This is a genomic window from Amycolatopsis sp. NPDC005003 (assembly GCF_053600695.1).
This window is the reverse complement of the sequence record NZ_JBSGAI010000020.1, coordinates 1-14,306: the sequence shown is the minus strand read 5'-3', so window position 1 is coordinate 14,306 and position 14,306 is coordinate 1. Positions and strand designations below refer to the sequence as shown.

The following is a 14,306-nucleotide window of genomic DNA, read 5'->3' as shown; positions in this document are numbered from 1 at the left end:
GCAGCAGCGCCCCTGCTACGCCACGGCCGTGCCTTCCAGTTCGACCAGCTGGCCCGGGATCGCGAGCCGGGTCACCCCGAGCATCGTGGTGGCGGGGGCCACCCCGGCGGCGCCCAGCCGCGCGGCCAGCACGCCGTAGTGCGGGAACAGCCCGTCGACGTCGGTGGTGTAGACGTTCAGCCGGACGAGGTTCGCCAAGGACATGCCGGCCTCGGCGAGCACGGCCTCGAGGTTGTCCAGGCTCAGCGCGAGCTGGGCGGCCATGTCGCCCTCGTGCTGGGGCTTGCCCTCGGCGTCCATCGACGTCTGCCCCGAGCAGTACAGGGTGCGGGTCTGCCCCGAGACGACCTCCCCCTGGTTGAAGCCCAGCTCCAGGGACCACGTCACCGGGTTGACCGCCGTTCGTTCCAGTGCCACTTCAGCTCCGTTCGTTGCGATTGCTGCGCCGGGGAGCTTTCCCGGCAATCACGACATCCTGTGTCGGGTATTCGCTACGGTTCTCCGGGTGCGTGCCGATCGCCTGGTTTCCCTGGTGTTGCTGCTGCGCCAACGCGGCCGGCTGACCGCGGACGTGCTGGCCCGCGAGCTCGAGGTGTCCACCCGCACGGTGCTGCGTGACATCGACGCGCTGTCCGCGGCGGGCGTCCCGGTGTACGCCGAACGCGGCCGCCACGGCGGGTTTTCGCTGCTGCCGGGCTTCCGGACCGAGCTCACCGGGCTCAACCACGACGAAGCGCTGGCCCTGCTGACCACCGGGCGCGCGTTCGGCCTCGGCCCGGCGCTGGCCTCGGCGATGCGCAAGGTCGCCGACGCCCTGCCCGAAACCCACCTCGCCACCGCCGGGCGGTTCCTCGTCGAACCCGAGACGGACCTGCTCTCGCGCCGTCCGGTCGTCGAGGAGGTGGACCGCCCGACGATGCTCGAGGTCCGCCGCGCGGTCCTCGACGGTCGCCGGCTGCGCCTGCACTACGCCGCCACGGGCCAGGAGCCGCGGTGGCGGACGGTCGACCCGATCGGCCTGGTCACCGTCCGCGACCGCGGCTACCTGCTGGCGACCAGGTCGGGCGCCGACCGGACCTACCGGCTCTCCCGGATCCTGGCCGCCGAGTCGCTGCCCGAACCGGCCGAACGGCCGGCGGAGGTCGACCTGGACCGCATCTGGCGGCAACGCTGCGCCGCCTTCCTGGCCGAAGGGCATCTCGCCGTGCGGGTCCGGGTGCGCCCGAGGCGGCGGGAAGACCTGCTGGCCACGGCGGTGGCGGTCCGCGCGGAGGAACCCGAGGCGGACGGCCGGCTGCGGTTCGAGGTGACCTATCAGGACGCCTGGCACGCGGAGTGGGCACTGTGGCAGCTCGGCCCGGACGCCGAAGCCCTGAGTCCGGAGTCGTTGCGCACGGCCCTGCGTGACCGGGCGATGGCGATCGCCACCCGCTACGGCGCCTGAAACGCGTGAAGGCCACCCCGATCGCCCGGGATGGCCTTCACCGCACTACCGCGGAACTACATCTTCGTGCACTGCCCGGCCACCGGGCCACGGACCGTGTTCGGCAGGTCGTGGTCGGTCGGTGCCGGGTTGTTCACCGCGCACGCCAGCGGGCCGCCGACCGTGCTGGAGGTCAGCACCGGCCCGTGGTTGCCGGTCAACGCCACCGGGCCGCCGATGTCGGTCAGCTCGATCGACACCGTCCCGGTCGCCCCGGTGATCGCCACCGGACCGGCCACCTTGGTGCGGTTCAGCACCACCTGAGCCGCACCCGTGGCCGCCAGCGGGCCGTTGAGCGTCCCGCCGCGGACGATCAGCGACGCTCCAAGACCCACCGTGACCGGACCGGACACCGTCGCGTTCTCCAAGCACACCGTCCCGCTCGGCACCGACAGCGGGCCCGACGAAGCACCCGTGATCGTCTTCGTGCACGCCGCGTCCGGCTTGCCCAGCAGCTCGAACTCGGCCAGCTGCGCCGGGGCGCCGGTGCTGGTCGCGGTCACCTCGAGCCGGTAGTAGGCGTAGTGCGCCGGGGCGGCCACCTTGAACGCGCGGGTCTGCTGCCGCCAGCTGAACGCCTGGTTCTCCTGCCGGTCGGCCACCGCCCACGTCTTGCCGTCGTAGGAGCCCTTCAGCACCCAGCTCTTCGGGTCACCCGCACCGGTCTGGGACGTCAGCGTGTAGATCGCGGCGGCCTCGTCGGTGTTGTTCAGCTGGTACTGCACGGCGCCGGTGACCGCGGCCTGGGTGCGCGAGGTGTTGTCCACCAGCGCGGCCACGTTCGAACCGTCCGAAGTGGACAGCGTCCCCCGGCCCGGGCCGGTCTCGTCGTGCAGCGGCGCCGGAGCGGCGTCACCCTGGGTGATCGACTTCGGCGCGTCGTTCGGACCGGTGCCCCAGGAGGAGGGGTTCGGGCCCATGTCGAAGTCGATCTTGCCACCCTTCGCGATCAGGTCGTGCGGCAGCGACGTCGAGGAGTACGCCTTGCCGTTGACCTTCACGCCCTGGACGTAGACGTTCTTCGCGCTGTTCTTCGGCGCGTTGATCACCAGGTCCTTGCCGCCGGCCAGGTGGATCGTCGCCTTCTTGAACAGCGGCGACCCGATCGCGTAGTCCGGGCTGCCCATCTGCAGCGGGTAGAAGCCCAGCGCGCTGAACGTCCACCACGCCGACTGCTCGCCGTTGTCCTCGTCGCCCGCGTAGCCCTGGCCGATCTCGCTGCCGGTGTAGAGCCGCGAGAGCGCCTCGCGGACCTTCTCCTGCGTCTTGGCCGGCTGGCCCGCGTAGTCGTACATGTAGAGCGTGTGGTGCGAGGCCTGGTTGGAGTGGCCGAGCTGGCCCATCCGCACGTCCCGCGCCTCGCGCATCTCGTGGATCACCCCACCGTAGGAGCCCGGGAAGTTCGCCGTCTCCTGATCGGCGAAGAATGCGTCCAGCTTCTTCGCCAGGCCCGCCTTGCCGCCGTAGAGGTTCGCCAGGCCCTGACCGTCCTGCGGCACGGAGAACGCCATGCCCCAGCCGTCGGTCTCGGTGTAGTCGATGCCCCACACCCGCGGGTCGTAGTCCTGCGGCGACCGGCTGAACTTGCCCGCCGCGTCCCGGCCTTGGAAGAACCCGACACTCGGGTCGAACAGGTTCACGTACTGCTGCGCGCGGCTGGTGAAGTACTCGTAGTTGGCCAGGTACTCCGGCTTGCGCGGGTCACTCGCCGGGGCCTCGTCGTAGAGCTTCTTCGACAGGTTGGCGATGCCGTAGTCGTTGACGTACCCCTCGATTGACCACGAGAACCCGTGGTCGGCGGTGTTGGGCGAGTAGCCGAGGAAGATGCCCTCGTCGATGCCCTTGCGGCCGACCGCGTTGTTCGGCGGGGTCACCGTCGCGTTCTTCAGCGCCGCGTCGTAGGACGCCTTGACGTCGAAGTTGCGCACGCCCTTGAGGTAGGCGTCGGCGAAGGCGACGTCCGAGCTGGTGCCGGTCATCAGGTCCGCGTAGCCCGGCGAGGACCACCGCGAGATCCAGCCGCCGTCGCGGTACTGCTGCACGAACCCGTCGACCATCTTCCCGGCCATCTCCGGCGTGAGCAGCGAATACGCCGGCCACGTCGTGCGGTAGGTGTCCCAGAACCCGTTGTTGACGTAGGTCTGGCCGTCGACGATCTTCGCCCCGGTCTGCGTCGGGGTGTCCGCCCCGGCCTTCGGCGAGACGAAGCTGGCGTACTGGTACTTCGGCTTCTCCGGCGTGCCGGTGTTCTCGAACCCGGAGTTCGGGTAGAGGAACAGCCGGTACAGGTTCGAGTACAGCGTCGTGAGCTGGTCCTTCGACGCACCCTCGACCTCGATCACCTTCAGCTGGTCGTCCCACAGGCGCTGCGCGGCGTCGCGGACGGAGTCGAAGCTCGCGTTCGGCGCGATCTCCTGCGCCAGGTTCTTCTTCGCCTGGTCCACGCTGATCAGCGACGTCGCGATCCGCATCGTCACCGTCTTGTCGGCGCCGGCGGCGAACCGCAGGTAGCCGGCGACGTTGTCGTGTCCGGTACCGGTGAGCTTCGCGCCCGCGGTGACCGGCTTGTCGAAGGTGGCGTAGACGAACATCCGGCCCGCCCCGGCCGACAGGCCGCTCTTGACGTCGGTGTAGCCCGACAGCGTGCCGCCCGCGGTGTCGAGGGTCAGCCCGCCCTGGTTCTTGTAGTTGTCGAAGATCAGGCTCGAGTCACTGCCCGGGAAGGAGAACCGGAACACCGCCGCGTGGTCGGTCGGCGCGATTTCGGTCTTGATCCCGTTTTCGAACTGCACGCCGTAGTAGTGCGCGCGAGCGGTCTCGTTGTCGTGCTTGAACGCCAGCGCCCGGGCGTCGCGGTTGGCGTCCGGCACGCCGGCGGCCGCGGACGGCATCACCTGGAAGGTCTGCCGGTCGCCCATCCACGGGCTGGGTTCGTGGCTGACGCTGAACGCCTGCAGCTCCGGCAGGTTCTGCTCGTTGTTCTGGGAGTGGTAGTTGTACATCCACCGGACGTCGCCGTTGTCGGCGTTCGCGTCGGTGACCGGGGTCCAGAAGTTGAACCCGTGCGGCACGGCGGTGGCCGGGAAGTTGTTGCCGCGGGAGAAGGTGCCGTTGGCCATCGTGCCGCGCGTGGTGAGCACGTTGTCGGTCGGGCGGGTGCTGGCCGGCGGGGTCGGCGTCGCGGAGATCTTGACGTCGTCGAGCCAGCCCTGCAGCGAGCCGGGGCCGTCGGGGTTGTCGAAGCCGACCAGGACCCGGTCGATCGTCTTGCCCTTGGCCACCGTGCCGATCGCCGAGCGCACCAGGTTCCACTGGTTGGTGTAGAGCACCTTGCTCTTGCCCTGGCCCTCCGGCGTCAGCGGGAAGCCGTACTGGTCGGTCGCGCCCAGGTCGCGCAGCCGGGTGCCGTCGGTGAAGACCAGGTCGATCGCCACGTTCGTGCTCTGGTACTTCAGGTCACCGGTGATGAACTGCGGCTGCACCTTGTAGGACAGCTCGGTCGACGGCACGACGGGCACGTTCACGTCGAAGACCTTGTTGTAGGACCAGCCGTGGGCCTGCGTCTGGCTGCCGGAGTAGCGGAACGCCTTGAGCCCGGTGAAGCCGACGCGGTTCTTGTTGGTGTAGCCGCTGGTCGGCCCGGAGTCGGTGAAGGTGCGCATGTTCGGCAGCGGCGGCGGCGCCGGCTCGTCGTTGGCCAGCAGCAGCTCCGACAGCTGCAGGATCGGCCCGCCGTTGTTGCGCGTGATGTCCAGCCGGAAGTACTTGTACGCTGGCGTCGGCGCGGCCAGCTGGTAGTCCTTCTGCTGGAACCGGGCGGTGAACGCCTGATCCGCCTGCTTGTCGATGTCAGTCCAGCTTGAAGCGTCGTTGGAGCCCTGCAGGGTCCAGTCCTTGGGGTCGCGCTCGGCGAAATCGTTGGCCGAGGAGATCGCGTAGTGCGTGATCGACGTCGGCTCCGACAGCGTGATCTGCGCCGACGCCGTCGGGTCCCAGGACAGCCACTTGGTGTCGGTGGTGCCGTCGACGAGGTTGGAGACGACCTCGCCACCGCTGGTGTTCTCGCTGGTGGCGCTGGTTTCGGTCACCTTGCCGCGGATGTCGCCGGGGATCGCGGTGCCGTTCGCGCCGTTGATCCCCGACGCGCGCGGCTTGCCCGCCGCGTCGGTGTCGACCGTGTCGGTCCACGTCGGCTGGACGTCACCGGGCTCGAAGGAGGACGAAAAATCGGCGGGAAGGGCGTCTTCGGCGGCGGACGAGGCCGCGGGGAGGGCGACCAGGCCGGCGGCGACCACGGCGGCGGTCACCAGGAAAGCGACCGGCGGTCTGGCGCTTCGGGGCATCGTTGCTCCAAGCTCGGAGGGCGGATTCAGCAGCGCCGCGCGGGCGGGGACCGGCGGCGCCAACGAAGGGAAACGCGCGGGTGACATCGATGTCAAGACCGCTCGCCAAACCTGGCCGGAATCGGACAACGCGGAAAACGGGGGCCCGATGAGAACGTTCAGGATCGTCACCGCCATAGCCGTCTTCACGCTCGCCACCACCACATTCACCCCGGCCGCGGCCACCGCGGCGGCGCAGGCGGCCATCCGGCCGGTGACCGCCTGCGCCGACCTGGTCCGCGGATTCACCCTCCCGGGCGCGCCCACCCACGTCACCTCGGCCGGGATCGTCGCGGCCACCGCCACCGACCCCGAATACTGCGGCGTGCAGGGGTACGTCGAACCCGCGGTCCGGTTCGAGCTGCGCCTGCCCACCAAGACCTACGCCGGGCGCTACCTGCAGTACGGCTGCGGCGGCTTCTGCGGCCTGGTCAACCCGCCCGCCTTCGCCGACTGCGGCCTGCCCCACGGTGGCGACGTCGCGGTCGCCGCCACCGACGACGGCCACGTCGGCAAGACCCCCGCCGTCGTCGACGACGGCAGCTGGGGCGCGCACGACCAGGCCGCCCGCAACGACTTCGAATTCCGCGCGCCCCACGTCGTCTCACGCGCCTCGAAGGCGATCATCCAGGCCTTCTACGGTGCCCCGCCGCGCAAGTCCTACTTCACCGGCTGCTCCGACGGCGGCCGCGAAGGTCTGCTGCTCGCCCAGCGGTACCCGGCGGACTTCGACGGCATCGACGTCGGCGCCCCGGCGAACTACTGGGGCCCGCTGCTCGGCGTCTACCAGACGTGGCTCGCCCGGGCCAACAACGCCGCCGACGGCAGCCCGATCCTCACCGCGGCGAAGCTGCCCGCCCTGCACAACGCCGTCCTCGCCGCCTGCGACCGCCTCGACGGGCTCGCCGACGGCCAGCTCGACGACCCCCGCGCCTGTCACTTCGACCCGGCCACGCTGACCTGCACCGGCGCCGACACGCCGTCCTGCCTCACCCCGGCCCAGGCCGCCGTCGTCCGCAAGCTGTACTCGCCGCCCACCGACGCCCACGGCACGCTGCTCTACCCCGGCGGCCAGGAGCCCGGCTCCGAGCTGTCCTGGGCCGGGTGGATCATCGCCACGCCCGAGACCGGCGGCGTCGCCTTCGCCCGCAGCCTCGCCGACAACTACCTGCGCTACCTCGGCTACCCGATCGGCGCGCCGGCCACCACCGTCGACACCTTCGCCTTCACCAAGGCGGAGTTCGACCGGCTCACCCCGGTCGGCGTCCGGTACAACGCGATGAGCCTCGACCTCTCGGCCTTCCAGCGCCGCGGCGGCAAGCTGCTGCTCTGGCACGGCTGGGCCGACGAAGCCATCCCCCCGGCCGGCACGCTCGACTACTACCAGCGGCTCACCCACGGCCGCCCGCAGGACTGGGCGCGGCTGTTCATGGTCCCGTCGCTCTACCACTGCGGCGGCGGCACCACGCTGACCGAATTCGACCCGCTCAAGCAGCTGGTCGCCTGGGTCGAACGCGGCACCACGCCCACGGTGGTCACCGCGACCGGCCGGGACGCCGACGGCCGCGTCACCCGCACCCGGCCGGTGTTCGCCTACCCGCAACGGGCCGTCTACGACGGCACCGGCAGCATCGACGACGCCGCGAACTTCCGGCCCGCCCCACCGGCCGCGCCGGTCCGGGACGTCGTCCACTGGGCCGGGGAGAAGCTGCACGCGATCCCGGGGCCGGTCGCGCCGTAAACCGGTCTCGAGGTTCCGGCGTCGTAGCTAAGGTCGAGCCCATGACGACGCCGGAACCCGCCGACCGCGTACTCGCCCGCGCCTCCCTCGCCGAAGGCAACCCGACCGCCTGGTTCGACCGGCTCTACACCGCCGCCGCCCGCGGCGAAGCCGAAGTCCCGTGGACCCGCGGCAAGCCGAACGCCGACCTGGCCGCCCGGGTCCGCCCGGGCGAGGGCCGCCGCGCACTGGTGGTGGGCAGCGCCCTGGGCGACGACGCGGAACTGCTGTCGGCCCACGGCTGGGCCGTGACGGCCTTCGACGTCGCCCCGACCGCGGTCGAGGCCGCCCGCGCCCGGTTCCCGGAGTCCACAGTGGACTACGTCGTGGCGGATCTGCTGCACCCGCCGGGGGAGTGGCACCACGCGTTCGACCTGGTCGTGGAGATCATCAACATCCAGGCCATGCCGCGCGATTTCCGGGCCGCCGCGGTGAAGTCGCTGGCCGGGTTCCTGGCCGCGGGCGGCACGGCCTTCGTCAGCGAGGTGGCGGAAGAGAACCAGGACATGGCGCACTGGCAAGGCCCGCCGTGGCCGTTCAGCCGGGCGGAGATCGAATCCGTCGCCCAGGACGGCGTGCGGCTGGTCAACCTGGAGACCATCCACGACGGCAACCGCTACTGGGCGACCTTCACCCGCTAGCCCGGTGCCGGCCCGGGGTCGTCCCCACCACGGCGGTGAACGCCGCGATGAAGTGGCTCGGGTTCGCCCAGCCGCACGCCCGTGCGGTGGCCGCGGTGTCGTGGCCGTCGGCGAGCAGGACCAGCGCGTGGCCGATGCGCACCTGCGTGCGCCACTCGTAGAACGTCATGCCGAGCTCGTTTCGGAACAGCCGGCTGAGCGTGCGGGCACTGGCGCCGATCCGCTGCCCGAGCTCCGCCAGCGAGGTGGTGTCCCCGGGCTCCTCGTACAGCCGCCGCGCGATGGCGCGCAACCGGTCGTCGCGCGGCTCGGGCAGGTGCAGCGGCTGCTCGGGCGCCTCACGCAGCTCGTCGACCAGGACCCGGCGCAGGCGCGCGCTCGCCGCCCGGTCGTATTCGCGCGGGCCGGTGAGGGCCAGCAGCACCTCTCGGGCCAGGTCCGAGGCGGTGAACACGACCGGCCGATCGGGCACGAGCCGGGCCAGCGACGCCGGCAGGAACACGATCCGCATGTCGGTGTGGCCGTGCGCGCGGTGCCGGTGCACGAACCCGGCCGGGGTCCAGGCCACCCGGTTGGCCGGCACGATCGACGTCCCCCGCTCGGTGTGCACGGACAGCACACCCCGGGCGGCGTAGACGAGGTGGCCCCGATCGTGGGAATCCGCCTCGCTGGTGCCACCCGGCGGCCACAGGTGCACGCCACCGGACGGCCAGATCCGCGAAGCTTGGCGGCCGTTGGGCATAGCTTGGCATCCTACCGGTGGTCGGCCACCGGCCCGGCCGGTGACAGTGGGCCCATGAACACGATGCGAGCAGCGGTGTGTGTCCGGGCGGGCGGCCCGGAAGTGCTCCAGGTCCGGGAGCTGCCGGTCCCGGCGGTCCGGGACGGCTGGAGCCTGGTGCGGGTCGAGGGCACCGGCCTGAACCGGTCGGAGCTGCGGACCCGGCAAGGGCACTCCCCGTCGGTGACGTTCCCGCGGGTCCTCGGGATCGAATGCGTCGGCACGGTGGCCACCTCGACCGACCCGCGGATCCCCGACGGCACCACGGTCGCGGCGATGATGGGGGAGATGGGCCGCGCCTTCGACGGCGGCTACGCCGAATACGCGCTGCTGCCGAACGCACTGCTCATGCCGGTCACCACCACCCTGCCCTGGGACGTCCTCGCCGCGCTGCCCGAGACGTACCTGACGGCCCAAGGCGCGCTGGACGCGCTCGGGATCGGCCCGGGCAGCACCGGACGGCTGCTCATCCGCGGCGGCACGTCCTCGGTCGGGCTGGCCGCGGCCGCCATCGCCACCGGCCACGGCCTCGACGTCGCCGCCACCACCCGGCGGCCGGACAAGGCCGCCGCCCTCACCGGTCACGTGCTCATCGACGACGGCGGCGAACCGACCGGCCTGGCCGAGCGGTGGCCGGAGGGCCCGGACTGGATCCTCGACCTCGTCGGCACCCGCACGGCGGTGGACTCCCTGCGCCTGGTCCGCCGCGGCGGCACGGTGTGCGTGGCGGGCTCGCTCAGCGGCTGGACCATCCCGGACTTCGAGCCGATCGCGAAGATCCCGTCCGGCACCAGGCTGACCGCCTTCCACAGCGACGACCTCAAGGGCAGCACGGCGCTGCTGCAGCGGATCATCGGCGAAGTCGAGGCGGGCACCTACCGGCCGAACGTCGACCGGGTCTTCCCGCTGGCCGACATCGCCGCCGCCCACCGGTACATGGAGGAGGACCGCGCGGCCGGAAAACTCGTGGTCGTCCCCTGACCCGCTGGCGGGCCGAGCTAGCAGTTCTCCAGGAACCGGGTCAGGACGCGGGTGCCGAAGTGCAGGCCTTCCACCGGCACCCGCTCGTCCACCCCGTGCGCCATCGCCCGGTACGGGAAGCCCTTCGGCAGCCACAGCGGCGCGAACCCGTAGCAGTCGATCCCCAGCGGGGCGAACGCCTTCGCGTCCGTCCCGCCGCCCAGGCAGTACGGCACCACCACCGCCTCGGGATCCTCCGCCCGCAACGCCGACGCCATCGCCGAGAACCACGGCGAATCCACCGGTGCCTGCACCGGCGGCTGGTGCGCGACGAACTCGCGCGTCACGCCCTCGCCGAGCAGCTCGTCCAGCGCGGCGAACAACGCGTCCTCGGTACCCGGCAGCACCCGCACGTCGACCTGCGCGGTCGCCGTCGACGGGATCACGTTCACCTTGTAGCCCGCGTCCAGCATCGTCGGGGTCGTGCTGTTGCGGACCGTCGGCAGCACCAGCGAGCCGGCCGGGCCGAGTGCGGCGACCGCCGCGTCCACGGAGTCCGAAGTGGACAGGTCCACCGGGACGCCCAGCGCCGCACCGGTCCGCTCCAGGAACGCCCGCACCGCCGGGGTCAGCGACACCGGCCAGCGGTGGGCGGCGATCCGGTGCAACGCCCCCACCAGCCGGGTGACGGCGTTCTCGTCATTCGGCCGCGAACCGTGCCCGGCCCGGCCGCGCGCGGTCAGCCGCAGGTGCGCCGTGCCGCGCTCGGCCGTCCCGACCGGGTACAGGTGCACGTCGCGCCCGTCGGCGGCCGGCACGTGGTAGGTGTAGCCACCCGACTCGCTGATCGCCGCCACACACCCCTCGAACAGCTCAGGGTGGGAAGCGACCAGCCAGTGCGCGCCCCACTCGCCGCGGTCCTCCTCGTCGGCGACGAACGCCAGCACCAGCTCACGCCGCGGGCGCGTCCCGCCGGCCAGCGCCGCCAGGACCATCGCCACGAAGTCCTTCATGTCGGTCGCGCCGCGGCCCCACAGGTACCCGTCGCGCACCTCACCGGCGAACGGCGGCACCGACCAGTCCGCCGCGTCCGCCGGGACGACGTCCAGGTGCCCCTGCACCAGCAACGCCGGCAGCGACGGATCGGTGCCCGGCACGCGCGCGATCACGCTGGCCCGCCCGGGCGCGGCTTCCAGGATCCGCGAGGGGATCCCGAGACCGTCGAGGAACGCGGCCACGTACTCGGCGGCCGGCCGCTCCGGGTTGGCGTCGTTGTTCCCGCGGTTGGTCGTGTCGAACCGGATCAGGTCCGCGCACAGCTCGACAGCGTCGGCCATGTCAGCCATAGATACCCTGCACCGCCCCCGCCGCGATCGCCGTGACGACCTTGAAAGCCTTCATCGCCTCGGTCATGGTCGGCGCGTCGAACCCGACCCGCCGCGTCCCGATCTGCTCCACCGTCGGGATCACCGCCGTCGCCTGCGCCAGGTGGCTCGCGTCGAACTCCACCTCGATCCGGCGCGGCCGCACCTGCCGCTCCTCCCGGCCGGCCCGGGCCACGGCGTCGGCCGCCGCGCCGGTCAGCAGCTCCGCGGTGCGCGAGGGCGGCAGGCAGATCGCCGCGTACCGGCTCACGCATTCCTTCACCTGGACCAGCTCTGCCTCCGGAGCGTAATCACGGGCGTCGTCACACGTTTTGTCGTCACCCGAAACGAGCAGGACAGGCACCCCGTACTCCGCGGCCATGCCCGCGTTCAGCCGCCCCTCGCTCGCCGGGACGTCGTCCAGCCACACCCCGGTGATCTGGTTCTCCAGGTAGGTGTGGGAAAGCACCCCGTCGAACCCCGCGCCGGCGTGGTAGCCGAGGAACACCACACCGTCCACACCGGAATCGATGCCCTGCATCATCGACAGCGGCTTGTGCCGCCCGGTGAGCATCCGCGCCCGCGGGTCGAGGTCCTCCAGCAGCAGATTCCGTTGCGAGGAATGAGCTTCGTTGACCAGCACGTCACTCGCGCCCGCCTCGTACAGCCCGGCCAGCACGGCGTTGACGTCGCCGGTGAACAGCCGCCGGAAGCGGTCCCACTGGGGCGAACCGGGCACGACGTCGTCGGTCCAGGTGACGCCGGTGGCGCCCTCCATGTCCGCCGAGATCAGGATGCGCATGCCGGGCACTCTAGCCAGCGCGGGCGGCCACCGGAGGCGGAACGCCCCCTGGACCGGATGTCACTCAGCGTGACGACCGGTGGGTCGATAACGATCGGGCACTCGCCGAGGCGGCAACATATTGCGCGGTTGTCCCGATATGTGGTTACTTCTCGTCCTTGGGGGAGGCTCACAAGCGAACGATGGGGTGGTTTTCGGTGCAGTTCCAACGCAGATCCGGGCGTTTTGCCCGCGTGGGCGCGGTCGTCGCGGCCGCGACACTGGCGGCGCTCCCGCTCGCCGTTCCCGCCCAGGCCCAGCAGGCCAAGGTGCTGCGGGTCGCGCTCACCACCGGCATCGACCACCTCAACCCCTTCACCGCCGTGCTCGCCGCGTCCACGCAGATCGGCCGGTTCACCTTCGAGTTCCTGACCATCCCGAGCGCGGAGAAGGCCGAAGCCGCCCCCGCGCTCGCCGAGTCGTGGACCCCGTCGCCGGACAAGCTCACCTGGACCTTCAAGATCCGCAGCGGCGTCAAGTGGAGCGACGGCAAGCCGGTGACCGCCAAGGACGCGGCGTTCACCTTCAACCGGATGCTCACCGACGAGAACGCCCGCACCGCCAACGGCAGCTACGTGGCCAACTTCGAGACGGTCACCGCGCCCGACGACACCACCCTCGTCATCAAGACCAAGACCGTCCAGGTCAACATGAACCTGCTCGACGTCCCGATCGTGCCGCAGCACATCTGGGAGCCGGTCACCGACCTCAAGGCCGCCTCGACCGACAGCCTCGCCGTCGCCGGCGTCTCCGACGGCCCGTTCCAGCTCACCGAGTACAAGCCGAACGAGTACGTCAAGTTCAAGGCCAACAAGGACTACTGGCGCGGCGCCCCCAAGGTCGACGAACTGCAGCTGCTGCAGTTCAAGGACACCGAAGCCGCGGTCAACGCGCTCAAGCAGGGCGAAGTCGACGTCATCAACCGGCTCAACCCCAACCAGTTCGCCGCGCTGCAGGGCCAGCAGGGCATCACGACCAACGCCGCCCCCGGCCGCCGCTACGACGAGCTGTCGATCAACTTCGGCGTCACCGACAGCGCCGACAACCCCATCGGCGACGGCAACCCGGTCCTCAAGGACATCAACGTCCGCAAGGCCATCACCCAGGCCGTGGACACCCAGGCCATCGTCGACAAGGTCCTCAAGGGCCTCGGCCAGGTCGGCGGCGGCGTCGTGCCCGCCATCTACTCCGCCTACCACTGGGACCCCAGCGACAGCGAGAAGGTCAAGTTCGACCTCGCCGCCGCCAACGCGACCCTCGACCAGGCCGGCTACCCGAAGGGCCCCGACGGCGTCCGCACCGCGCCCGGCGGCGCCAAGCTGGAACTGCGCCTGACCGGCCACGCCAACCGCAGCTACGACCAGGGCGTGGCCCAGTACGTCACCGGCTGGCTCAAGGACATCGGCATCACCGTCAAGCAGGACCTCGTCTCCGACGACGAACTGTCCGACCGCACCGCCGTCGGCAAGTACGACCTCGCCATCGGCGGCTACGGCACCAGCCCCGACCCGGACTACGCCCTGTCGCTGCACACCTGCGCCGCCCGCCCCAGCGCCGACGGCAAGGGCGGCAGCACCGACACGTTCTTCTGCGACGCCGCCTACGACGACCTGTACAAGAAGCAGCTCACCGAAACCGACGACGCCAAGCGCGCCGGTTACGTCAAGCAGGCCCAGGCCCGGCTCTACAGCCAGTTCCCGACGATCGTGCTCGACTACCAGAACGCCCTCGAGGCCTACCGCTCCGACAAGTTCTCCGGCTTCACCACCCAGCCGCAGCCCAAGGGCGCCATCCTCGAGCAGACCGGCTACTGGGGCGTCTACGGCGCCACCCCGGCCGGCACCACGAACACGGCCGGTTCCGGCAGCGGCAACACCGTGCTGTGGATCGTCATCGGCGCGGTCGTCGTGGTGGTGCTCGTCGGCGGCGGCATCGCACTGGGCCGCCGCAACAAGACCTCGGAAGACCGCGAGTAACCCATGACCGCCCCCGAACAAGCCGCGGTGCTCGTCGGCCACCACCAGCCCCCCCCCGCGCCCGCCCCCGCCCCCGAGGGGGGATCGGAGACCGAGTC

General features: G+C 71.2%; 10 protein-coding genes. 5 read left to right on the top strand and 5 right to left on the bottom strand.

Features of this window, described 5'->3' with window-relative positions:
• Window positions 1-15: 15 nt before the first annotated feature.
• Window positions 16-411, bottom strand: a complete 396-nt coding sequence (locus tag ACWED2_RS23190; RefSeq protein WP_449692701.1) for a RidA family protein — start codon at window positions 409-411, stop codon at window positions 16-18.
• A gap of 94 nt (window positions 412-505) precedes the next feature.
• On the opposite strand from ACWED2_RS23190, the gene ACWED2_RS23185 reads away from it, so the two are divergent.
• Entirely contained in the window at window positions 506-1,444 is a 939-nt protein-coding gene (locus ACWED2_RS23185) for a helix-turn-helix transcriptional regulator (protein WP_449692576.1), read from the top strand.
• 56 nt (window positions 1,445-1,500) lie between these two features.
• On the opposite strand, the gene ACWED2_RS23180 is transcribed toward ACWED2_RS23185, so the two are convergent.
• Window positions 1,501-5,826 (bottom strand): GH92 family glycosyl hydrolase, encoded by a 4,326-nt coding sequence (locus ACWED2_RS23180; RefSeq protein ID WP_449692575.1) that lies wholly within the window; start codon window positions 5,824-5,826, stop codon window positions 1,501-1,503.
• Window positions 5,827-5,974: 148 nt separating this feature from the next.
• On the opposite strand from ACWED2_RS23180, the gene ACWED2_RS23175 reads away from it, so the two are divergent.
• Complete coding sequence (locus ACWED2_RS23175) at window positions 5,975-7,606, top strand: tannase/feruloyl esterase family alpha/beta hydrolase (RefSeq protein ID WP_449692574.1); 1,632 nt, start codon at window positions 5,975-5,977, stop codon at window positions 7,604-7,606.
• Between the two features lie 41 nt (window positions 7,607-7,647).
• Window positions 7,648-8,286, top strand: a complete 639-nt coding sequence (locus tag ACWED2_RS23170; RefSeq protein WP_449692573.1) for a class I SAM-dependent methyltransferase — start codon at window positions 7,648-7,650, stop codon at window positions 8,284-8,286.
• Here ACWED2_RS23170 and ACWED2_RS23165 read toward each other — a convergent pair.
• Entirely contained in the window at window positions 8,276-9,028 is a 753-nt protein-coding gene (locus ACWED2_RS23165; protein WP_449692572.1) for a helix-turn-helix domain-containing protein, read from the bottom strand. The genes ACWED2_RS23170 and ACWED2_RS23165 overlap by 11 nt on opposite strands.
• A 54-nt stretch (window positions 9,029-9,082) precedes the next feature.
• Between ACWED2_RS23165 and ACWED2_RS23160 the strand changes: the two genes are divergently transcribed.
• Window positions 9,083-10,048, top strand: a complete 966-nt coding sequence (locus ACWED2_RS23160; protein WP_449692571.1) for a zinc-binding dehydrogenase — start codon at window positions 9,083-9,085, stop codon at window positions 10,046-10,048.
• Between the two features lie 17 nt (window positions 10,049-10,065).
• On the opposite strand, the gene ACWED2_RS23155 is transcribed toward ACWED2_RS23160, so the two are convergent.
• The gene (locus ACWED2_RS23155; RefSeq protein WP_449692570.1) at window positions 10,066-11,373 is read right to left on the bottom strand and encodes a M20/M25/M40 family metallo-hydrolase; all 1,308 of its coding nucleotides are present in this window, start codon (window positions 11,371-11,373) and stop codon (window positions 10,066-10,068) included.
• Window positions 11,366-12,193: a M55 family metallopeptidase gene (locus tag ACWED2_RS23150; RefSeq protein WP_449692569.1), complete on the bottom strand. Its 828-nt coding sequence runs from the start codon at window positions 12,191-12,193 to the stop codon at window positions 11,366-11,368. The genes ACWED2_RS23155 and ACWED2_RS23150 overlap by 8 nt, the downstream gene beginning before the upstream one ends.
• A 182-nt stretch (window positions 12,194-12,375) precedes the next feature.
• Here ACWED2_RS23150 and ACWED2_RS23145 point away from each other — a divergent pair, with 182 nt between their 5' ends.
• The gene (locus ACWED2_RS23145; protein ID WP_449692568.1) at window positions 12,376-14,208 is read left to right on the top strand and encodes an ABC transporter substrate-binding protein; all 1,833 of its coding nucleotides are present in this window, start codon (window positions 12,376-12,378) and stop codon (window positions 14,206-14,208) included.
• Window positions 14,209-14,306: the final 98 nt, after the last annotated feature.

What these genes read in the sequence shown, in the direction of transcription:
- ACWED2_RS23160 (WP_449692571.1), top strand. Translation starts at nt 9,083, where the DNA reads ATGAACACGATGCGAGCAGCGGTGTGTGTCCGGGCGGGCGGCCCGGAA.
- ACWED2_RS23175 (WP_449692574.1), top strand. Translation starts at nt 5,975, where the DNA reads ATGAGAACGTTCAGGATCGTCACCGCCATAGCCGTCTTCACGCTCGCC.
- ACWED2_RS23155 (WP_449692570.1), bottom strand. Translation starts at nt 11,373, where the DNA reads ATGGCTGACATGGCCGACGCTGTCGAGCTGTGCGCGGACCTGATCCGG.
- ACWED2_RS23150 (WP_449692569.1), bottom strand. Translation starts at nt 12,193, where the DNA reads ATGCGCATCCTGATCTCGGCGGACATGGAGGGCGCCACCGGCGTCACC.
- ACWED2_RS23165 (WP_449692572.1), bottom strand. Translation starts at nt 9,028, where the DNA reads ATGCCCAACGGCCGCCAAGCTTCGCGGATCTGGCCGTCCGGTGGCGTG.
- ACWED2_RS23180 (WP_449692575.1), bottom strand. Translation starts at nt 5,826, where the DNA reads ATGCCCCGAAGCGCCAGACCGCCGGTCGCTTTCCTGGTGACCGCCGCC.
- ACWED2_RS23145 (WP_449692568.1), top strand. Translation starts at nt 12,376, where the DNA reads ATGGGGTGGTTTTCGGTGCAGTTCCAACGCAGATCCGGGCGTTTTGCC.
- ACWED2_RS23170 (WP_449692573.1), top strand. Translation starts at nt 7,648, where the DNA reads ATGACGACGCCGGAACCCGCCGACCGCGTACTCGCCCGCGCCTCCCTC.